This is a genomic window from Flammeovirga pacifica, from assembly GCF_000807855.2.
Classification (GTDB): domain Bacteria; phylum Bacteroidota; class Bacteroidia; order Cytophagales; family Flammeovirgaceae; genus Flammeovirga; species Flammeovirga pacifica.
Genome location: NZ_JRYR02000001.1, coordinates 3,389,837 through 3,412,321, shown reverse-complemented (window position 1 = coordinate 3,412,321; position 22,485 = coordinate 3,389,837). Strand labels below are relative to the sequence as shown.

The window sequence follows — 22,485 nt, the reverse complement described above, 5'->3', positions numbered from 1 at the left end:
TGTCATACATACTTATAAGCTAACAATGAAAAAACTTACCTTTTTAATCATTTTTACTTTTTTGTCTTTTTTAATTTCATGTGATACAACTTCTAATTCTGACAGTAGTAAGAATGTGGGGTTCAGAAATTTTTTGGATGAAATATCATTAAAACAAAATATATCTTTCACTTTTAGAGAGAGTATTCTAGAGGATAAAACCAATGAATGGTTAGATCAGCAAATGGGGTATTATCAAATTACTCCAGAAGTAAAAGGTCAATACAAATGGACTGCACGAAATACTTTGGTCTTTTCTCCTGAACAAGGTTTTGAACCAAGTACATCATATTCATTAACACTATCAAAAGAAGCTTTAGCTAAAGAAGGTATTCACCTAAATAATGATGAATTAAAATATTCTTTTGCTACCCCTAAACTAAAAATCGAGGAATCTCTAGGACGATGGACGAATCGTTTACAAGGTAAGCCAATCCCTACCTTAATCCTTAATTTTAATTTTATGATTGATCCTGAAAGTGTACATCAACAACTAACAGTAAAATCTAAAGAAGGGAAAAAAATTGAAACGGAATTACTGACCTCTGGTAAATCAAATGAGGTTCAGTTTAAGTTGAAAGGAGTATCTCCAGAAACAAAAAATCAGCCGTTACATATAGAAATAAAAAAAGGCGTTGGTATTACTAAGAATATAAAAACGGATTACGAATTAGCGTCATCAAGCTTTATACCTCAAGTAGATGAGTTAAAAATTAACAATGTTGATACTAATATTGATGGTGATGAGATGAGTATCATCATAAAAACCAATCAAGAATTAGTGGTAGAGAATATCAAATCGAATATTTTAATTTTACCTAGAGTTAGCTTTGAAGTAGAAAAATTAAATGAAGGTATACAGTTAAAAGGTAATTTTAAGTTAGGGTATAACTATACGGTTACACTTAAAAAAGGCATAAAAGGTATTTTTAATACGTCTTTAAAAGAGCAGGTAAAAAGAACTGTTGTTTTCGGTGAAGTGGATCCAGTAATTTCTTTTGTTGATAAGAAGTCATTGTACATGTCGCCGAAAAGTGAAAAAGCAATTGACCTAAAAATTGTCAATGTTCGTAATGTTGATATTGATGTGTATAAGATTTACAAAAATAACTTATACTCTTATTTTGATGATAACAACCTATATTCTGAAAGCTCATATTCATATTATGGTCCAAAATTTAGAAAGCTAGGCGATAAAGTATTTTCTAATCATAACGTGTCTGTAAGTGGTATGAAGTCTAGTGGACATATAAAGTCGTTATCATTAGATTTTCTAGATGAAAGTAAATTTAAAGGAGTTTATGTTGTAGAAGTTAGAAGTTCTAGCAAAAGGTATTTGTTGGCTCGTAAAATGATTTCAATATCTGATATTGGCCTAATTGCTAAAAAAGGGAAGAACTCTTTATTGATCTATGCCAATTCTATTGCAGATGCCTCTCCTTTATCCAATGTGAAAGTCACTTTAGTTTCTCAAAACAACCAAGAAGTATATTCTTTATCTACAGATGGGAAAGGTGTAGCAAATTTTAAAGATCTAGATAAAAATGTAAAAGGGTTTGATATTGAAATGCTTTATGCTGATCAAGGTGAAGATTTCAATTACATGAGTTTCATGCAATCTAGAATTTCTACTTCAAGATATGATGTTGGAGGAAGATACTCTAATACATCAAATTTAATGGCCTTTTTGTATGGAGATAGAAATTTATACCGACCAGGTGAAATACTCTACTATAAAACCATTGTAAGAACGGACAATTGGGAAGTAGTTAAACAACCTATCAATGTCAATATTTATTTGCCGGATGGAAATTTATTAAAATCAGAAAGAGCGCAGCTAAATGATGAAGGCTCTTTTGAAGGTAATGTTCAATTAATGGATGCATCTGTAACGGGTAGTTACAGTATTGAGGTAGCAACAGGTAATAATATCATTTTATCATCAAAAAAAATTAGTGTAGAAGAGTTTATGCCTGATAGGATTAAGGTGAACGCTACATTAAATAAACAAACTTATGAAGTATCTGAAAAGTTGAACACCTCATCAACAGTGCTAAATATGTTTGGCCCTCCAGCAGCAAATAGAAATTATGAAGTGGATTTATCCTTATCAAGGATAAATATGGTAGCAAAAGATTTTAATGACTATAAGTTTAATATTGAAGGCAAAATTTCACTTCATTTAGACGATCATTTAAGAACAGGTAAAACAGACGCAGAGGGTAAATTTTCAGAATCTTTCGACCTTCCAAAATATTTAAAAAATAGCGGTTTACTAAAAGCAAAAGTATACACAACTGCTTTTGATGAAACAGGTAGACCCGTTAGAAGATTAAATAAGGCAAATGTTTCTACACAACCTTATTACATTGGTATTAAGTACGGTGAACATTATGTAAAAACAAGATCTAATATAGATGTTCCATTAGTTGCAATAGATGCCAATCAGAAAAAAGTAAACAATGCAGAAGTAGAGGTTAAATTGTACCGTTATGAATGGCACTCAGCTATGGAAAGGTCGTATAATAACCGTTATAGATATGTCTCTAGATATAAAGAAATCTTAGTGGAATCTAAAAAGATGAAATTAGGAAGCAATTCTAAATATACTTTCTTCCCTAAGGTGTCTGGTGAATATGAATTGAAAGTTTCTATTCCGGGTGCTAGTACCTATACAAGTATGAATTATTATGCTTATGGTTGGGGAGATGTATCAAGTACAGCTTTTGAAGTAGATAAAGAAGGAAGAGTAATCATTGAACCAGAAAATGATTCTTATGTAGTTGGCGAAAAGGCTAAAATAGTATTTAAGACACCATTTGCTGGTAAATTATTAGTGACAATTGAAAAAGATGAAGTCATTTCTCATCAAGTAATTGAGACAAATAATAGAATGGCTTCTTTAGAAATTCCTATCAAAGAAGAGCATTTACCCAATATATTCGTTACAGCTACTTTAATAAAAGGAGCAAAAGATAATGAATTGCCACTTACAGTAGCACATGGTTTTAAATCGATAAAAGTAAACAGTATTGAAAGAGATCTTCAGCTAGAAATTAAAGCTACTGAGGTCAGTAGATCTAGAACAAGGCAAACTGTAGAGGTTCAAACACAACAGAAAGAGAAAGATGTTGAAATAACTGTAGCAGTAGTTGATGAAGGAATTTTACAGATTAAAAACTATAAAACTCCAGATCCATTAGGGTATTTTTATCAAAATAGAGCCTTACAAGTAAGTACTTTTGATTTGTATCCGAAAGTGATGCAGTTTAAGAAACAAGCCAATAGTTTTGGTTCTGATATGGCTAATTTGGGAGCGAGAGCCAATCCAATGGTAAATAATCGTGTAAAATTGTTATCGTATTGGTCGGGTACTCTAAAAACAGATCATCAGGGTAAGGTAAAATATACTTTTGATATTCCAGAGTTTTCAGGAGAACTAAGAGTAATGGCAGTGGCTTCTAAAGGGAATGCTTTTGGTAGTGCAGATAAGGCTATGAAAGTACGAGATCCTTTGGTAATGAGTACTGCTTTACCTCGTTTCTTAAGCCCTTCTGATGAAAATGATGCGAGTATTACATTAACCAATACAACAGAAAAGCCACTTACGGTAACTACTAATATTAAAATAGAGGGTGCTTTAGAGGTAGATAAGACGCAATTCTCATCAGTAAGTATTCCTGCTAATTCAGAAAAGCAGTTAACATTTAAGTTAAAGGCACAAAACACAGTAGGAGAAGGTAAAGTAACAGTGACTGCTAAAGCTCAAAATGAAGAGTTTATATCATCTACAAATATCAATGTGAGACCATCGACAGGTTTGTTGAAATCGGATGGTAATGGCATTATTAAAGGTGGACAATCTGTGAAAGTGGATTTAAAAGAAGATTATATCAAAGAATCAATTAGTGGTAAATTGATGTTATCTAAATCACCTTTAGTGGGCTTCTCAAAAGACTTGAGTTATTTGATACGTTATCCTTATGGATGTGTAGAGCAAACAACTTCTGCAGTCTTCCCTCAATTGTATTTAGGAGAATTAGCAGATAAGTTTAACAAAGCAGATAATAAAGGTACAAGAGATTACAACATTAACGAGGCGATTAGAAAGCTACAAAGTATGCAAATGTATTCTGGAGGCTTGTCTTATTGGCAGGGTGGTACATATGTAAGTGAATATGGTTCTGTATATGCAGCACATTTCTTAATTGAGGCGAAAAAACAAGGCTACGATGTAGATGGAAATGTACTTGGTAAATTACTATCTTATGTAGGAAAGTTAGGGGCTAAGAAAGGGAAGAAGCCTTATTACTATTATACTAACGGTAGTAGAACAAGAACTACAGTTTTTGATAAAACATCTATTTATGCTTTGTATGTCCTTGCTGAATCTGGCTCTAGGGATATTGCATCAATGAATTATTTTAAGAAGTATAAAGCGGATTTAGATATTTCATCTCAATATCTTTTAGCATCAGCTTTCTTAAGGGTTGGAGATCAAAAGACCTATCGTTTGTTACTACCAAAAGCTTTTGAAAATACGAATCCAGAAAAAGAATTTGGCGGTAGTTTCTCTTCATACATTAGAGATTTAGCATTAGCTTTAAATTCAATGATCGAAAATGATCCTCAAAATAGTCAGATTGGTACTTTAACTAAAGAGCTTTCTGAAGCTATGAAAGGAGAGAAATATATGTCAACTCAAGAAAGAGCATTTGGATTACTTGCCCTTGGTAAGGTGTTGAAAAAAGCTGCAAACCAATCTGTTTCTGCTAAAGTAGTTGTGAATGGTAAAACCATTAAAAGTACTATGGGAGACGATTTGATTATTACTTCAAACAATGTAGTTGGACAAGAAGTAAATATTCAAACAGAAGGAAGTGGTGAGATGTATTATTTCTGGGAGTTAGAAGGAATTAATAATTCAGGTAATTATGTAGAAGAGGATAAGGGCTTAATGGTAAGAAGAAACTATTACTCTAGATCTGGGACACAATTATTTTCTAACAGCTTCAAACAAAATGATTTGATTGTTGTGGAGGTGACTTTGAAGTCTGCTAAATCAGATATTGAAAATGTTGTAGTTACGGATATGTTACCTGCAGGGTTTGAAATTGAAAACCCTCGTTTAGGTGATATTCCTGGCTTGAAATGGACAAAAAATAAATCCGCATATCCTGAACATGTTGATTTTAGAGATGATAGAGTGAACTTTTTTGTAAAAGCAACAGCAAATGAGAAGAAATTCTATTATGTTGTAAGAGCAGTGAGTAAAGGTACCTTTAAACAAGGTCCTGTAAGTGCAGATGCAATGTACAATGCTGCATACCACTCATATCATGGAGCAAAAACAATAAGAGTTGATTAATTTCAAAATTACATATCAAATGATCTTTAAAAGTAGGGTAAATCTTTTTGCCCTACTTTTATTGTTCTTAATGTATACGGATTTAAGCGCTCAAGATAGTGTTTCATTAAAATGGGATATCAGTGATTATACTATTAAATCACCCATAAAAAATAACGATTCAAAAATATTTCAGGATAGCACTCATTTAGTTCATCATGTTGATTCTACCTTATTCCATTTAAAAAATGAGGGCTATTTATTTTGTACCATTGATACAGTGGTTCAAAAAAATAAAGAGAGAATCTATAGTTTGTATTTAGGTCCTAAATACGATCATGTGTTTATTAATACAGGAAAAGTAGGTGATCAGATACTGAATAGTAGACTTTGGAAAGGAAACTCTGAATTTAAAAAAGTAGTACCTCGACATTTAGAAAAAGCTAAATATCAGGTAGTAGAATATTACGAAAATCAAGGGTATCCATTTACAAAAGTATGGACAGATTCTATGTATTTTAAAGGAAATGACCTCTATTCAAATTTAAATATTGACCTTGGAGATAAAGTGATTTTTGATACACTAATCGTCAAAAGAGATCGTCCACTTGGAGTTCATAAACAGTTTTTTGAAAGGTATTTGGGTTTAAAAAAAGGCGAATCTTTTAGTCAACGAAATGTAGATAGAGCCGAGGTAATTATTAAACAAACTCCTTATTTAAAACTTACAGATTCTATTGATGTAGTTTTTGAGTATGGTAGGGCAATGGTAGAAATTCCATTAGAAAAAAGAAAAGCAAGTAGAGCAGACGGCCTAATTGGTTTAGCTCCTAATGAATCGGATGATGGAAGTGTGTTAGTCACTGGACAGGTTTTATTAGATATACATAATCCGTTTGGTACAGGTAAACGCTTTTTTATTGATTGGAAAAAACCAGATCAACATTCTCAATGGTTTAAAGGTAGTTATGAACATCCACGTTTTTTCAAATCAAAAATGGATGTAGGTTATAATATTAACCTTCAAATTCAAGATTCAACCTTTATAAAAGTGGCCAATGAAGTTCTCTTGAAAAGAAGAGTAGGAGTAAAAGGAGCAGTTCAATTAGGAGTAAAATGGGAAAGTAGTAGATTACTTAGAGAGTTGAATGAACAAGCTGTTGATACTTTAAACGATACGAAAAGTACACTATACTCTGTTGGATATATGTGGCAAGACTTAGATGATTTAATGTTTCCAACTAGAGGATTTAAATTTTTTCTAAAAGGAGCAGCAGGACAAAGAAACATTATATATAATCCATCATTTGATCAAGCGGTGTATGAAGGTATACCAGAACAATCTTTAATGTTTGATTTACATCTTGAAATAGAATATTACTTTGGACTTTTAAAATGGATGGATGCTTATTTGAAAGTAGAAGGTGCTCAAATGATTACAGAAAAGCTTTTTAAAAACGAATTATATCGTTTAGGAGGTTTTAATTCTATCAGAGGGTTTATTCAAGGAGAATTTTTTGTTGATAAATATGCTTATATCACATTTGAACCTCGAATCAATATGGGAGGAAATTCTTATTTATTTGCCTTCTCAGATATTGGTATCACCAGTCAAAATGAAGAAACGGATATTCCCATTGGTATTGGAGCAGGAGCAAGCTTAGAAACAAAGACAGGTATTTTTTCTATTGCTTATGCGATAGGTAAAAACAATCAAATCCCATTTAGTACTCAATTAGCAAAAATCCACTTTGGATTTATAGGTGTATTCTAAAACTGAAATCCATAATTAACATTTACCCCTTTTTTTAAGCTGAATTAACACTGTGTACACCTCATAACATTAATTGATGTGAAATTTTATAAAATATAAACTACTTATTATCAGTGTTTAATACTTCTTGTGTACATTGAATTTATATTCATTCACTCCGATTGATCCTATCGGGTGTCTATATGAATAGGCAAAATACATTAACTCATTCAGTACAAATTGAAAAACATATTTGTCAACTTTCTTTCTATAGTATTCAAATATGATAAGTGTCAAATTAAATTATTAAGGAGTACTGATAAAAAACTTTTTGGTCCATTTAGGAAATTAAACACCTACTCCACATGTTAGAAGATGAATTATTAATCAAAGGATGTAGAAATGGTGATAAGCGTATTCAAAGAAAACTCTATGAACAGTATAGCGGCGTATTAATGGCCGTTGCTTATCGCTATGCCAAAACGGAAGAAGATGCAAGAGATATTCTTCAAGAAGCCTTTGTCAAGATTTTTAAGAATATCAATACTTTCAGAAATGAATCCTCATTAAAACACTGGATGAGGAGGATTGTAGTCAATACAGCAATCAATTTCCAAAGATCAAAACTGTATTTATATCCTATGATGGATGTAAATGATATGTATGATTTAAAGGAAGAGGCAATGGCTTTACATGATTACAGTTTTCAGGAATTATTAAAATTGCTACAAAAATTGCCCGATGGTTGTAGAGTAATTTTCAACTTATATGCTATTGAAGGATATAAGCATAAAGAAATTGCTGAAATGACAGGAGTAACAGAAGGAACTTCAAAATCTCAATTTGCAAGAGCTCGAAAGTTACTTAAGGCCATGATTGAAGAATCAGAAATAGAAAGATACAGCTATGCAAAAGAAAGAGGATAAAAAAGATGAATTTAATGAAGTATGGGCTGATGCTTTTAAAAATGAAGAGATCAATCCACCTTTAGATTTATGGGATGATATAGAAGAAGAGGTCGATAAAATAAATGAGAAGAAAAACACCTTCAATATATTTAGAGCAGCGGCCGCTATTATTACGTTTGGTTTACTTTCTAGTTTCTTAATAAAGTACGATGTGCCCGTAGCTAGTGGCTATGAGTTAGGATCAATCTCTTATTCAACTGCAAGAAATATTCAAGAAGCATCAATGCTTCCTACAGATTTTTTCTCTTCATCATTTGATGATAGCAAAGAAACAATTGAGCTTTTTAAAGAAAAGTATATTGCTCCATCAAAGAAATTAATTAAAGAAATAGAAAACCCATTTACGGTTGCTAAGGTAAATAGTAGGGTAATCGATAAGGAGACGAAAAAAGTTTATTACACAGAACTTGGATCAATAGAAGAAGATCCTAAAGATTTTTCTGATCAAATATTGATGGCCAGACAATCCCCATCATCTATTGAAAAGAAAGTAAAAAAGGAAAAATATTTAAAGGTTGAAGTAGGAGCAGTGCAAGTTGATCCTAATTTAAAATGGAATGACCACAATATTGGTCAAAAAACAAATACAACATCAATTGCTCTTAAAGGAGGAATTAAGATGAATGAAAATGTATTTATTGAACTTGGTGCTCAATTCATACAATATTCATTAAATGCATCCTTAAACGATCAAAATGTTGCAGTTAATCAAAAACAAATCTCTATACCTGTAGCTGTTGGCTATAAAGTAAACGTAAGTAAAAAAGTAAACTTAGATGTTTTCGCAGGTGTTGCAGCAGATTTTGTATTTGATCAGAAAGTAGAGGGAGGAACCATTGAAGAAAATACCCTAGTAAGAAATGCTGTAAGTAATACCTCTAATATTTCTGCTAATGTGGGTGCTTCTTTAAATTATAAATTAGCTCCAAAGACTTCTATTTCTGTTGGAACAATGTATGGAAGTCAATTACTTGATAACAGTCAACACGATGAAATCACATCAAGTAATAGTGCACTTACGCTAAGTATGGGTTTAAAATATAATATCATATAAAAAATTATCAGCTCTTTCAAGAGCATTAATAAACTAAACAACAAACATAAAAAGGCTACCGATATTGGTAGCCTTTTTTTTTAAGCAATTTAGTTTATCAATTAGAATTTCCTTCTTCATTTGCCTGTCTGGCAAAATCCATTATATTTTTTATCGTTTGGGAACGAGGCGATATCTCTAGTTTATTCAACGTTTCTTTTACTTGTAAACTGTCGTCTACAAATTTTTCGCAATTGGGTTCAGACAAAACTTTTTCAAGTTCTTTCGCTGAAAAATGAATGTCTTGATCACTTTTGTATACTAATAATACAGCTTTGTTAAGACACTCTTTGGTAATTTGTTTTTTGTCTAATTGCATGATTAGCGTTTTCACTTTGTTGCTCCATCATCTTGCGAAGATTAATGAGGGCATAACGCATTCTACCTAAAGCAGTATTAATACTAACTCCTGTAGAATCTGCTATTTCTTGGAAACTCATTTGCATGTAATGACGCATCACTAAAACTTCACGTTGAGAATCTGGCAACATATCCACTAATGCTTTTACATTAGCTTGTGTTTCTTTTAATATTTTTTGATCCTCAATAGAGTTTTCAGAAAAATCTAAAGTATCAAAAACGCTACTTCCATCCTCCATAACAATTGTTGGATATCTTTTCTGCTTACGGAAATGATCAATTGCCATGTTGTGTGCAATACGAGAAATCCAAGGCATAAATTTTCCCTCTTCATTATACTTACCAGCACGGATCATTTTGATGGCTTTTATAAATGTATCCTGCAAAAGGTCTTCAGCAACAAACTCATCTTTTACAATAAGTAGAATACTAGTAAATAATTTGTTTTTGTACTTATTTAATAGCTGCTCAAATGCTGCTTCGTTTCCATTCAGATATTGTGATATTAAATCTTGATCAGAAATAGTATAATTGTTCATGCCTCGCATTGTTATAACGTTGATAATATATTGCTTATTGTAAACGCTTTATGATAACTTTTGAAAAAATACAATTAGTCTGCGTTTTCAATTTTTAGTAGTAAGTTCTTTTATTGACTTATGTAAATATTTGAAAATGTTGGTAATATTCAAATTTCTTTATCTAAGGAAAAGTAGTGTTCATCGAAAAAATGTGTACATTCATCTAAGTAGGGGTGTAGATACCTCTGATAATCAATTGCAATCAATAATTAATACAATTTGTTCTGAGTATTTTTATATTTTAATTTTGATTATTAGTATCGCATAAAAATGATGTAATATTTAAAAAGTACAATTTATTGATGGTTTTATCAGAAGATGATAAGTACATGAAGATGGCTCTTCAATTAGCGAAGGAAGCATTTAAAGAAAATGAAATTCCTGTAGGAGCTGTTGTAGTAGCTGAGGGTAAAGTGATTGGTAAAGGGTACAACCAAACCGAAAAGTTGAATGATCCTACTGCTCACGCTGAAATGTTAGCAATAACAGCAGCGACAAATTATTTAGGTAGTAGACATTTACAGAATTGTACTTTATATGTTACTCTAGAACCTTGTGCTATGTGTGCAGGAGCAATATTCTGGGCACAAGTAGGAAGAATTGTATATGGTGCAACTGATGAAAAGCGTGGATTTAATGCATATTCTTCTAAATTAGCTCATCCAAAATCAAAATATACAATAGGTGTTATGAAAGAAGAATGCCATCAATTACTGATGGATTTTTTTAAACAACTTAGACTGAAAAGAAAAAAATAATGGAAAAAGAAATCATTAATGAAATAGAGAATCTAATCAAAGAGGAAAAATTTGATGGTTTAGAAGAAAAACTTCAAGCTTTTCAGGGAGAGCAGAAAGGAAGAGAACTTCTTGGCCTTTGTTATTTAGGACAATGGAAAAATGAAGAAGCTGAAACTGTTTTCGAATCGCTAACATTAGATTTTCCTGAAATAGCTGATTATCATTATTATTATGGAGCAAGTTTAGGTCAACAGGCTAAAGGAGCAAATATGCTAAAGCTGATGAGTATTGCACCTAAGTCTAAGGCCGCATTTGAAACAGCTTTAAATTTAGATCCAGAACATGTACCGGCACATTGGGGATTACTCAGGTATTATGGAAATGCACCTGCAATGTTTGGTGGAGAACCTAAATGTAGAGAATATGCAGAGTCATTAAAGAAATTCAATGAAAAAGAAGCTCAAGATGCTTTCAGTTTTATTGATCAAAAATTCAACTAAAATTGTAAACAATAAAAAACCACTTCCCAAAAATGAGAAGTGGTATTGGGGGTAAAGAATCCCAATAATTAACCGCTGTAAGTAATGTTAGTCAGGAAAGGTTATTTTTGTGTGGCAATTTGAGCTGCCAATATAGATTGTAAAAGATCACTTCCTTTACCGTTTCCTTGCCCTGAGAAATATTGCTCAGGTAATTTGATTTTACTAATGTTGGCCCATTTTACTGAATCTTTTCTAAATTCCCAATATGATTTTTGTTCAGGAGTAAGACCAGAGTTCACTAACTGCTTGTTGGCATATGCTTTTGTTTCTGCATTTACCTTTTCAGTTTTTGCTTCCAATTGAGCTGTTTCATATTTAATTTTCGCCAATTTTTTATTGGTTTCTTCTTGTTTTAATTGCGTTTCAATAGCAATTAAACTTGAAACTTGCTCTTTTTCTCTTTTTACTCTTTCTTCTGCTTTGTCTCTTTCACCCTCTGCAAGGATACGAGACTGTGCCGCTTTAGCTGTTTCAATTCTTTGAATCTCCAATTGACGTTTTGCCGATTCATCTCTTTGTGTCTCCAATCGTTTTTTAAATGAAGACTCCATATCGATAGACGGTAATACTACTTGAGAAATTAAGATGTGGTTATCAGAAATCTCGTTGGGTATACGTTTGTACTTCCCTTGATTATCTACGATTTTCTCTACCATGTACTTCTTTCTAATTTCTTTGATTTCACGATTACTTTTTTGAATTGAACTATCAAAAAGAGTATCAGCCATTTCAATCTTTCTTACTTCATAAGAACCATCTTTTAATTGTTCTTCAAAAGTTTGACGAAATGATTGTGCATCACCAGAAATATAATCTTGTGCGGCATACATATAAGCAGTATTGACTAGTTGTTCTCTAATCGTAGGAATTAATGTCATTGACACTAAGTTTTCTTGAGATCTGAATTTTACTGCCACTTCTATAAATGCTTCTTCTGTTGTTGGCATTTGTACTCTTACAGAAGGATAACCCAAAGCCGTTACTTGATCAATAAAACGAATAGGTACTGGCTTCATGGATGAATTGTCATCATCTTCAACATCTTCAGTTGTAATATCAATGTATTTACTCCAAGATTGAACTTTACCAAACCAAGTAAAGTGATAACCTTCTGACATAAATGCTGACTTTTGACCGTTAGGATAGGTAACAAAGTACTGGTATCCTGGCTCTGACCACATAATAGCATTAGATAATACCATAATTATCAGAGCTGAAACGAATGTTAGACCGCCAATTTTGGGTTTAAGTACTGGATAGTTTTTACTTAGTGATGGAATCACGCTCAATACACTATAGACAATACACAAAAAGACGATAAGGTATAATAGGAGAGTCATAATTTTAGATAGTTAATATTTTATAATGTTAAATCATATAATAATCATAACGAGTCTATTTGTCTCATAGGACGTGTTTTGACTCCTTATTTAAATATGTTTAACAATCAATGTTAAATTATTGATAGTTTGTAACTTTTTGAAATACAATAAAAAAGGCTTCGAGTATCGAAGCCTTCTTCATAAAAAATATATTCAAGACTAGTTATTATCTACCAATACGTTTGTAGTGATTGATATTCTAGTTGTTGATTTTGCATTGGAATAAACAGTAATTGGTTTATTCTGAACACCTCTTTTACCACGAGAATTGAATTTTACTAAAATTTGTCCTTCGTCGCCTGGAGCTATTGGTTCTTTTGGCCATTTTGGAGCAGTACATCCGCAAGTAGTAGTAACATTAGTAACAACTAAAGGTGCGTCTCCTGTATTTGTAAACTTAAAAGTGTGCTCTACAACATCACCTTGATGGATGTCTCCGAATTCATAAGTGTTTTCTGCAAATGTTATTACAGGTCCTGCTGCATCTTGTGCATTTACAGCAAGAGCAAATAAACTGATTAAAAAAGTAAATAAAACCTTTTTCATGATATATAAATGTTAATCAAAAAATTAATTCTTATTCTTGAATTTTACTATTTCCTAAAAGTTATTTTGATTCACAATTTAGGAATTTCTCATAGAAAAGAGAATTAACTCTGAAGCATAGAATAATTGATTTGATAATTAATAAGCAAAAACCTTGTCATCTTTTCTATTTTAAATAATTTAATCACTAAATCAATTCGTAAATCTAAAATTCACTTCAAAATATCTGATTCTAAATTACATTAATTCAAAATTGCTATAGACAGAAATTTATTTTTTGATGTTTTTATTCTTAAATTGAAAACAGACAAACATCCAAAATGACAAATAATTTTAATACTAAACATGAAAAAAACTCATAAGTACGATATGGGCGTTATAGGTAACTGTGCGTTTATGGCCTATATTGATACAAAAGCTAGTGTGCGTTGGTTGTGTTGGCCAAGATTTGATAGTAGTTTTATTTTCGGTGATTTACTTGATGATGAAAAGGGTGGAGAGTTCTCTGTTAAACCTACTGCGAAAATCATAGAAACGAAACAATATTATATTACCAACACCAATATTCTTGTTACAGAAGTGTATACAGAAGAAGGTAACTTTAAAGTAACCGACTTTGCTCCACGTTTTGAACAAGACGACCGTTATTATAAGCCTTTAATGATGATCAGAAAGATCGAACCATTAAAAGGTACTCCGTCAATTAAAGTAGTTTGTAATCCAACAGGTGAATATGGTGAGTTTACACCAGAAAAATCTCAAGGGTCTAATCATATCAGATATCTGGGATATGATCAACATATGCGCTTAACTACAAATATTCCGCTTTCTTATGTAATGGAAGAAAATCCATTTGTGTTGAGTGGAGCAGTTTATACGGTTTTAACTTATGGAGCACCATTAGAAGCTGCTATTGAAGCAACATCGGAGGCTTTCTTTACTAAAACCAAAAGATATTGGAGAAATTGGGTGAAATCAACATCTATTAGTTTCTTCCATCAAGAAAAATTAATTCGTTCTTCTCTAATTCTTAAAATTCATCAATATGAAGATACTGGAGCTATTATCGCCTCAGGAACAACTTCATTACCTGAATACCATAAGAGTACTCGAAATTGGGATTATAGATATTGTTGGATGAGGGATTCTTTCTATACACTGAATGCCTTTAACAATATTGGTCACTTTGAAGAAGTAGAAGCTTACTTCAAATATATCGAGAATGTTACTCGACAAGAGGAAGACCGTTACCAGCCACTATATACTATTACTGCTCAAAAGCAGATTACAGAAATTGAAATGCCTTTAAAAGGGTATTTGGGAGAAAATAAACCAGTAAGAATTGGTAATGATGCTTATACTCATATTCAAAATGATGTATATGGACAGGTATTAACATCATTATTACCTCTTTATGCCGATAAGCGATTTACAAATAAGTATCGTATGCACACAAAGAATTTGGTAGAGCATACTTTACAGAAAATTGCTGATACTATGGAGGAGAAAGATGCAGGACTTTGGGAATTTAGAGATAGACCTGGACATTACTGTTATACTTTCTTATTCCACTGGGCAGGGGCATCAGCTGCCTATAAAATGGCTCAATATTTTGACGACGTAAAGATGGCAGACAAAGCCTTAAAAATTAAGGAAAGAGCTGCAGAAATGATCGAACGTTGTTATGATGAAGAAACGGGAGTATATATGCAAGCAGCAAACTCTAAAGATATGGATGCTTCTTGTTTGCAATTGATTACTATGAACTATCTTGATCCTAATTCAGAAAGAGCAAAAAGACATCTTGCTGGAATGGAAAAAGAATTGATGGCCAAAGATGGATTATTCTATCGTTACCGTCACGTTGATGATTTTGGAGCTCCTGAAACTACTTTCTTAATATGTGCTTATTGGTACATTGAAGCTTTAGCTTGCGTAGGAAGAGTGAAAGAAGCAATTGAATACTTTGAAAAAGTAAGTAGCTATGCTAACCATGTTGGTTTGTTATCAGAAGATGTAGATTCTAATGATGGAAGCCAGTGGGGTAATTTCCCTCAAACATACAGTCATGTAGGTTTGATGAATGCCGCTTACAGAATTTCGAAGAAATTAGACCTTCCTAATTTCTTGTAATAAATAGGGGGACTTAAAGTTAAGGGCAGTTGTAGCAATACAATTGCCTTTTTTATTTTCCGAGGAGGATGGATTTAAATATTACAACAACAGCTAAAACAGTTAATCCGATATATTCGATTATTTTCATGAGATGAGGGTAATTATTTTAAGTAGTGCTATGTTTAATTGACAAATGAATGAAGCAGGTGGACAGGAAATAGTAGTATTATTTTCTTTTGTGCTATTTAATCTGTCTAGATGTCAGTGTAATGAGTTGTTTTTAAGTGAGTTAGTGACTTTTTGTCTTAAGTTTTATTAAATAATTGATGCGATGTGGAAATTATGTCTTAAAAAGCATTTTTGAACGGTTATTGGTCAATGGGTATATGTAAAATTTAATTGAGTCTCTATAACTTAAATTAATAATCAAAGAATATGAATTTTGAAAAATATACAATCCGTTCTCAAGAGGCATTGCAAAAAGCACAAACTATTGCGAAGGGATATCAACAACAAATTATTGAAAAAGGACACATTTTAAAAGCAATTATCGAACAAGAAGATAATATGATTACTTTCTTGACTAATAAGATAAAAGCAGATAAAATAGCCTTAGATCAACAATTGGATAGTATTGTTTCTACTTATCCAAAATCTTCTGGAGATAATCCGTACTTATCCAACGAAGCAGCAAAAACGCTTCAGGATGCGGAAAGATATATGTCAGAAATGGGTGACGAGTTTGTCGCTGTAGAACATATATTAATAGGTCTTTTACAAGGAAATGATAAAGTTGCTCAACTTTTAAAGCAATCGGGTTTTACCAATGACTATTTGAAAAAGGCGATTACTGAACTTCGTAAAGGAGGTAAAGTCACAGACCAAAATGCTGAAGGACAATATCAATCTTTAGAACGATATGCAGTAGACCTTACTCAACTAGCTAGAGATGGTAAGCTTGATCCTGTTATAGGCAGAGATGAGGAAATTCGTAGAGTACTTCAAATACTTTCACGAAGAACTAAAAACAATCCAATGTTAATTGGTGAGCCTGGAGTAGGAAAAACAGCTATTGCCGAAGGGTTAGCACAAAGGATAGTGGCAGGGGATATACCTGAAAATTTAGAAGATATTTCGATTGCGTCTTTAGATATGGGGGCGTTGGTTGCTGGAGCAAAGTATAAAGGAGAGTTCGAAGAAAGACTCAAAGCAGTAATCAAAGAAGTACAAAGTGCGGAAGGAAAAATCATCTTATTCATCGACGAAATCCATACATTAATTGGTGCGGGTGCCGGAGGTGATAGTGCTATGGATGCAGCTAATTTATTAAAACCTGCTTTAGCGAGAGGGGAATTAAGATCAATTGGTGCAACTACATTAAAAGAGTATCAAAAATACATCGAAAAAGATAAAGCTCTTGAAAGAAGGTTTCAGCCGGTAACAATTGGTGAACCTACTGTAGATGATGCGATTTCTATTTTAAGAGGTATCAAAGAAAAATACGAAGTACATCACGGAGTAAGAATTAAAGATGATGCAATTATAGCGTCAGTAGAATTATCCAATAGATATATTTCTGATCGTTTTCTTCCTGATAAAGCCATTGATTTAATGGATGAAGCTGCTGCAAGAATGCGTATACAAATGAACTCAATGCCTGAAGAAGTCGATGAGATCAAACGTAAAGTGATGCAACTTGAAATTGAAAGGGAAGCCATTCGAAGAGAAAATGATAAAGAGAAAGAAAATATAATAACTGATCAAATTCGTTTGCTAACAAGTAAATTAAACGAACTTGAAGATGAGTGGAAAAGAGAAAAACAAACTCTTGATACCATTAAACAGTTAAAAGTAGATATCGATAAATATAAGATTGAAGCTGATCAAGCAGAAAGAGGCGGAGATTATGGTAGAGTTGCTGAAATTCGCTATGGTAAGATTGTCGAATCGGAAAAACAGTTAGAAAAATTTCAAGCTGAAGCAGAAAAAGAAGCAGAAGGCGGAAATTTAATGCTAAAACAAGAAGTGACTTCTGATGATATTGCTGAAGTAGTAGCACGTTGGACTGGAATACCTGTTACTAAAATGATGAAGGGTGAAAGAGAAAAACTACTTCATTTAGAATCTGAATTAGGAAAAAGGGTAGCTGGCCAAGACGAAGCAATCACCGCAATATCTGATGCTGTTCGTAGAAGTAGAGCAGGTTTACAAGACCCAAGGAGACCTATTGGTTCATTCTTATTCTTAGGAACAACAGGTGTTGGTAAGACAGAATTAGCTAAAGCATTAGCAGAATACCTTTTTGATGACGAAAAGGCAATGGTAAGAATTGATATGTCAGAATATCAAGAAAGACATGCCGTAAGTCGTTTAATTGGAGCGCCTCCGGGCTATGTTGGTTACGATGAAGGTGGTCAACTAACTGAAGAAGTAAGAAGAAGACCTTATTCTGTTATTTTACTAGATGAGATAGAAAAAGCACACCCCGATGTGTTTAATATCTTACTACAAGTTCTAGATGACGGTCGTTTAACAGATAATAAAGGAAGACTTGCTGATTTTAAGAATACAATTGTGATTATGACCTCAAATATGGGGGCTCATTTCATGATGGATAAAATTGGTGATTTGGAAAATGCGACAACAACAATTGAGAAAGAGGCAATTCTTGAAGAGAGTAAAGACAAAGCACTTCAGTTGTTAAAACAAACCGTTCGTCCGGAGTTCTTAAATAGAATAGATGAAATTATGATGTTCCAACCTCTAACAAGAGAGAACATGACAAAGATTGCTTCAATTCAGTTTAAGGATATTAAACAAAGAATTAGAAATAATGGTGTAGAGTTAGAAATAACTGAAGAAGCTTTAAGTAAAGTAGCAGATTTAGGTTATGAACCTGAATTTGGAGCTAGACCATTAAAGAGAGTTATTCAAAGGTATATTTTGAATGATTTATCAAAATCTATCTTAAGTGGTGATATCGAAAAAGACAGTATTGTTTTAATAGATTACAATGCTGCTTCTGATCAATTGATATTCAAAAACAGATAATCTTATTAGAAATAAAAAAGCGATGTATCCTAAAGGTTACATCGCTTTCTTTTTACTTAAGAACTATTGAACGAACTTCTCTGACGTTGTCAATAATATCCTTTTTAGCACTTGTTGCTTCACGAAGGTTAGTATAAACACCTTCAATACAACCTAAATTTACATGAATCACATTCTTAGGATACTTCTGTTGAATTTCTTGTTGAAATTCTGCTAGAAGTTGAAATTTTTCCTTAGAGAATTTTGTGATATCAATTTCTACAATAGAAGAGAGAATTTCAGTATCACCATCTAAACAATCCTTTCTTACAGCTTTTAAAAAGATGTATCTAGTTGTTGCTTTTGAAGTGGTACTAACATTAGACTTTGAAGTAGGTCCATTGTTGTCATTTGCAAATGATGACCCCATGCTGATCATTAATAGAGCAAAACATAGGGTAAAAAACATTTTGAATAGTCGCATGAAAAAATAAAATAGTAGTAAATGAAATTATTTGGTTCTAAGGGGGATACCTTATACACAATTATAGCCATTTATATTTATTATATAAAATTTCTAAGTGTATATTTTACGATTTTTATAGTATAACTAACTGATTACTTATCAGATAGTTGTGTTATGAGCGTTAGTTGTTTCATATGTATTCTTCTTTTTTTACAATAAATTAATCCTCATTCTAAACAAAATTCATAACTTGAACTATAATTAATTATAATTCAAGGATTAAGCTTTTTCACATGAGGAGTCTTTCGCTTCTTTTCGTTTTATTTTTTTTCAATTTTTCTTCTTTTGCTCAATTATCATCTCCAAGTCGATTTTTAGGCTATGAGTTAGGTAGTAATTTTACCTACCATCATCAAATGATTGATTATATAGAAGAAGCTCATAGAGTATTTCCAAAGAATACTTTAATACATGAGTATGGAAAAACTACAGAAGGGAGAAGATTGACTTTGATGGTCATTTCATCAGAAAGCAATATAAATAACCTAGAAAAGATCAAATCTGATAATTTAGTAAGAACTAAATTGACATCAGGAAAAATCAATACAAACATCCCAATAGTTTGGTTAGGCTATAACGTTCATGGAAATGAAGCTTCAGGAACAGAAGTAGCTTTAAAAGTAATACATCACCTTTTATCTTCTGATGAAATCAAATTAAAAAAAGCATTAGAAAACCTTGTGATTGTTATTGACCCTTGCTTAAATCCCGACGGCAGGGATCGTTATGTCAATGATTATAGAATGAAAAAAGGGAGGTTCATTAATTCTTCATTAAGTCATTGGACACATAAAGAAAAATGGCCTTCGGGTAGATACAATCATTATTTGTTTGACTTGAATAGAGATTGGGCTTGGCAAACACAAAAAGAATCTCAATTAAGGTATGAGGTATATAAAGAGTATATGCCTCATATATATGTTGATTTTCATGAAATGATGCCTCAATATTCCTATTTCTTTGGTCCTCCTGCAGAACCAGTACATCAATCCATTACAGCTTGGCAAAGAAAATATCAAAAAATTGCTTCTGATAACTATGAAACCCTGTTTAATGAAAATCAGTGGGATTATTTTACTGAAGAGATTTTTGATTTACTTTATCCGTCTTACGGAGATAGTTGGACCTCTTTTAATGGAGCTGTAGGTTTTACTTTTGAACAGGGAGGTCATGGAGTAGCCGGTTTAGAGCTTAAGAGTTCGAATTTAGATCAACCACTAACGTTGAAAAACAGAATTGAAAAACACTTTGAAACATCTTTAGTGACCATATACTCTGCTGATGAAAACAAAAAAGATCTATTAAATCAATTTCAAAACTTTTTTGAAGATCAACCTAAAGGGGAATACCAATATTTTATTATTAAAAAATCATTTAGAAAAGAGAAGGACATTGATAGATTATTAGATTTAATGGATCGTCATCAAATCAAACATCAATATACAGCTGAAGATTTTCATGTAAATGGATATCATTATCCTACTAACAAATCCGGAAAGTATAAAGTAGATAAGGGAGATATAATTTTTAATATAGATCAACCAAAAGGTCGAGCATTACAAGTATTATTAGAACCATTTGCAGAAAGAACTGATTCCTTAACGTATGATCTAACTGCATGGGCTTTACCTTATGCATATGGTTTAGATGCAATTGCAGTTAAAAATAAAATTAATCATCATCTATTAGTGGACGAGGTTGAAGAAAAAGAAATTGAACCTACAAGTAATTCTACATTATTTATTCCTTGGTCAAGTGTTGATAATATTAAGGTGGTGACGCAATTAATGAGTGAACAGTCAGTCTATTATTTAGAAAGAGATACAACGATAGGTAAAGAAGAATTCAAAAGAGGAGATGCTCTTATTTTTCAAACCAATAAAAACCTTATTAAGGAAAGACTAAAAAGTTGTAATTATAAATGGTTATCGATTACTGAAGCAGACTTTAATAATAGCTTAAGTGTATTTAAGAAACCCAAGATTAGTATCCTCGGAGGAGATGAAACAAGTGCATTAGATTTCGGTGCATTATGGTATTATTTTGATGAGATACTTCATTTACCTGTAAACATCATTGATACGCAAAACCTGACTACATCAAAAGTATTGAAGTCAGATATATTGATAATAAGTGATGGTATATACAGTCCTAGTACAAAAAAGGTAGTGGATAACTTTGTGAAATCGGGTGGTAAAGTAATCTTGTTTGAAAATGCTATTAAGATTATGTCAGAAAATGCTTTGACATCTTTGTATGAATCATTGCATAAATCAGTTATTCAAGAAACAAGATCGTCTAGAGTATCCGGAAGAAAAGCCACAGTAACTAGAGCCGCGGGTTGTGTGCTACAAGTTAGTATAGATTCATCAAGTCATATATCAAATGGGATTCCTGTATATTTTAGTTTAAAGCAGAATAAAACCTTTCTTCCTTTAATAGATCAGGGAAAGAATTTGGGTGTTTTGCAAAAAGATGCTCTTGTTTCTGGATTTATGGGAAGCGACCTACAGTCTAAAATGCCTAATACATCTATGATTACTGCTGAACAAGTAAAAAGTGGTACTGTGATCTATTTTGTAGAATCTCCAGTATTCAGAGGTTTTTGGTGGAGTGGAATGCATTTATTGAGTAATGCCATTTTCTTCCCTTATAACTAATATATCGTTTAGAGTTGTACTGTTTCATTTTATTAAACCCTATTTTTACTATTGTTTAGCCCGTTTTTAAAATTATCTGTATAAAGATCTAAATAAATTTTAATAGCTATTGCAGATTAAATTTCTATTATTACCTTTGCACTCGCCTTTCAACGGAAGGGCTTTTGAAAAGTGCTGATTAAAGGAGATAGATGTTATTTTAAAGTGGTCAAAAGATACTTAAAAATACAGTTTTAGAGTTAAGTGATTGATTTTAAAACGCTTCAAAAAAACTTCAAATTTTTTCTCAAAAACATTTGGAAGTTTAAATTAAAAGTTCTTACCTTTGCACTCGCTTCTGGAAAACAGAGGTACACAAAAACTCTGAATGGGAGTTTTAAAAACTTGAAACATAGTTCATTGAGAGTAAAATCTCAGACGTTCTTTTGATGTATTGAAAAGTAATTACAAGATCAGCGAAAGCGGATCCCAAAAAAGAAAATTTCTTTTATTCGTAGAGACAGGTATTTAACAACATTGATCTGATTGTAGATCTAAAGATTTTTACAACGGAGAGTTTGATCCTGGCTCAGGATGAACGCTAGCGGCAGGCCTAATACATGCAAGTCGAGGGGTAACATGATTTGCTTGCAAATTGATGACGACCGGCGCACGGGTGCGTAACGCGTATATAACTTGCCTCGTACTGGAGAATAGCCCGAAGAAATTCGGATTAATGCTCCATGGTATCATAAGACAGCATTGTTTAATGATTAAAGATTTATCGGTACGAGATGGATATGCGTCCCATTAGCTAGTTGGTG

14 protein-coding genes are annotated in these 22,485 nt (G+C 32.3%); 9 read left to right on the top strand and 5 right to left on the bottom strand.

Annotated elements, in window-relative coordinates:
- Positions 1 to 25 precede the first annotated feature (25 nt).
- The 4 genes from NH26_RS13315 (at position 26) to NH26_RS13300 (ending at position 9,161) form a co-directional block, all read left to right on the top strand.
- On the top strand, positions 26 to 5,407 hold the full coding sequence (locus NH26_RS13315; protein WP_052432144.1) for an alpha-2-macroglobulin family protein: 5,382 nt from the start codon (positions 26 to 28) through the stop codon (positions 5,405 to 5,407).
- Between the two features lie 19 nt (positions 5,408 to 5,426).
- Positions 5,427 to 7,160, top strand: coding sequence for a BamA/TamA family outer membrane protein (locus tag NH26_RS13310; protein WP_084812177.1), 1,734 nt, complete (start codon positions 5,427 to 5,429; stop codon positions 7,158 to 7,160).
- 344 nt (positions 7,161 to 7,504) lie between these two features.
- On the top strand, positions 7,505 to 8,065 hold the full coding sequence (locus NH26_RS13305) for an RNA polymerase sigma factor (protein ID WP_044226187.1): 561 nt from the start codon (positions 7,505 to 7,507) through the stop codon (positions 8,063 to 8,065).
- Positions 8,046 to 9,161, top strand: a complete 1,116-nt coding sequence (locus NH26_RS13300) for an outer membrane beta-barrel protein (protein ID WP_044226189.1) — start codon at positions 8,046 to 8,048, stop codon at positions 9,159 to 9,161. The genes NH26_RS13305 and NH26_RS13300 overlap by 20 nt, the downstream gene beginning before the upstream one ends.
- 97 nt (positions 9,162 to 9,258) lie before the next feature.
- On the opposite strand, the gene NH26_RS13295 is transcribed toward NH26_RS13300, so the two are convergent.
- Together NH26_RS13295 and NH26_RS13290 are read right to left on the bottom strand one after the other, a co-directional pair.
- Positions 9,259 to 9,519 (bottom strand): hypothetical protein, encoded by a 261-nt coding sequence (locus NH26_RS13295; protein ID WP_044226191.1) that lies wholly within the window; start codon positions 9,517 to 9,519, stop codon positions 9,259 to 9,261.
- Entirely contained in the window at positions 9,479 to 10,099 is a 621-nt protein-coding gene (locus NH26_RS13290) for an RNA polymerase sigma factor (RefSeq protein ID WP_044226193.1), read from the bottom strand. Before NH26_RS13290 ends, NH26_RS13295 begins: the two co-directional genes overlap by 41 nt.
- 344 nt (positions 10,100 to 10,443) lie before the next feature.
- Here NH26_RS13290 and NH26_RS13285 point away from each other — a divergent pair, with 344 nt between their 5' ends.
- Both NH26_RS13285 and NH26_RS13280 read left to right on the top strand, forming a co-directional pair.
- Positions 10,444 to 10,899, top strand: coding sequence for a nucleoside deaminase (locus NH26_RS13285; RefSeq protein WP_044226195.1), 456 nt, complete (start codon positions 10,444 to 10,446; stop codon positions 10,897 to 10,899).
- A complete protein-coding gene (locus tag NH26_RS13280) occupies positions 10,899 to 11,381 on the top strand; it encodes a tetratricopeptide repeat protein (protein WP_044226197.1) in 483 nt (160 codons plus the stop codon). The genes NH26_RS13285 and NH26_RS13280 overlap by 1 nt, the downstream gene beginning before the upstream one ends.
- Before the next feature lie 101 nt (positions 11,382 to 11,482).
- On the opposite strand, the gene NH26_RS13275 is transcribed toward NH26_RS13280, so the two are convergent.
- Together NH26_RS13275 and NH26_RS13270 are read right to left on the bottom strand one after the other, a co-directional pair.
- Entirely contained in the window at positions 11,483 to 12,763 is a 1,281-nt protein-coding gene (locus NH26_RS13275; protein ID WP_139263051.1) for a hypothetical protein, read from the bottom strand.
- Between the two features lie 201 nt (positions 12,764 to 12,964).
- Positions 12,965 to 13,351: a DUF1573 domain-containing protein gene (locus NH26_RS13270; protein ID WP_044226201.1), complete on the bottom strand. Its 387-nt coding sequence runs from the start codon at positions 13,349 to 13,351 to the stop codon at positions 12,965 to 12,967.
- A 345-nt stretch (positions 13,352 to 13,696) separates the two neighbouring features.
- Between NH26_RS13270 and NH26_RS13265 the strand changes: the two genes are divergently transcribed.
- On the top strand, positions 13,697 to 15,484 hold the full coding sequence (locus tag NH26_RS13265; RefSeq protein WP_044226203.1) for a glycoside hydrolase family 15 protein: 1,788 nt from the start codon (positions 13,697 to 13,699) through the stop codon (positions 15,482 to 15,484).
- A gap of 417 nt (positions 15,485 to 15,901) precedes the next feature.
- Positions 15,902 to 18,517, top strand: a complete 2,616-nt coding sequence (clpB, locus tag NH26_RS13260; protein ID WP_044226206.1) for an ATP-dependent chaperone ClpB — start codon at positions 15,902 to 15,904, stop codon at positions 18,515 to 18,517.
- 52 nt (positions 18,518 to 18,569) lie between these two features.
- Here the strand turns inward: clpB and NH26_RS13255 are convergent, their stop codons facing one another.
- Positions 18,570 to 18,926, bottom strand: a complete 357-nt coding sequence (locus NH26_RS13255; protein WP_044226208.1) for a hypothetical protein — start codon at positions 18,924 to 18,926, stop codon at positions 18,570 to 18,572.
- Between the two features lie 329 nt (positions 18,927 to 19,255).
- Between NH26_RS13255 and NH26_RS13250 the strand changes: the two genes are divergently transcribed.
- Positions 19,256 to 21,682 (top strand): M14 family zinc carboxypeptidase, encoded by a 2,427-nt coding sequence (locus NH26_RS13250; RefSeq protein ID WP_044226210.1) that lies wholly within the window; start codon positions 19,256 to 19,258, stop codon positions 21,680 to 21,682.
- Positions 21,683 to 22,485: the final 803 nt, after the last annotated feature.